This window comes from Enterobacter sp. RIT637 (assembly GCF_019718755.1).
GTDB lineage: Bacteria > Pseudomonadota > Gammaproteobacteria > Enterobacterales > Enterobacteriaceae > Enterobacter.
The window spans coordinates 1-576 of the sequence record NZ_JAIHAZ010000125.1; the positions used below are offsets into that span (position 1 = coordinate 1).

The 576-nt window shown below is 54.7% G+C and carries 1 protein-coding gene; it reads left to right on the top strand.

The window, feature by feature from the left end:
• Positions 1–131: 131 nt before the first annotated feature.
• On the top strand, positions 132–576 hold a 445-nt coding region (locus tag K5E19_RS23550; RefSeq protein ID WP_221553347.1), incomplete at its 3' end, for a LysM peptidoglycan-binding domain-containing protein.

A 576-nucleotide genomic window follows, 5' to 3' on the forward strand; every position in this document is an offset into this window, starting at 1 on the left:
AAGAGTCTTTGCAGCAAAGATTGGCAACAGAATTCAGGCTGCTATCATAGGACGCCATTTACGCTGACCGAGGAGCCGCTTTGTTTGCAGGAAGCCTGACAAGAAATCCCCTGATTGCCCTTTTTTGCCTGATGCTGACGCTCATGCTGGCAGGCTGTTCGGGCAGTAAATCAGCGGATTCGGGAAGCTACTCCGGCGCGGTCTACACCGTTAAGCGCGGCGACACACTTTATAAAATTTCGCGCTCAACCGGAACGAGCGTGAAAGACCTGGCTCGCCTGAACAATATTTCTGCACCTTATACCATCGAGATAGGGCAAAAGCTCAGGCTCAATAGCGGTAGCTCGACGGCGAAAAAATCCTCTTCCTCGAAAGGTAAAACCGCCAAAGTGACGCCGTCTTATGCGGTGCCGCAATCGTCCTGGCCGCCGGTCGGGCAACGCTGCTGGGTGTGGCCTGCCAGTGGGAAAGTGATTATGCCGTACTCCACCGCCGAAGGTGGCAACAAAGGCATTGATATTGCGAATGCGCGCGGAACGCCGGTCTATGCGTCGGGTGCAGGGAAGGTGGTTTACG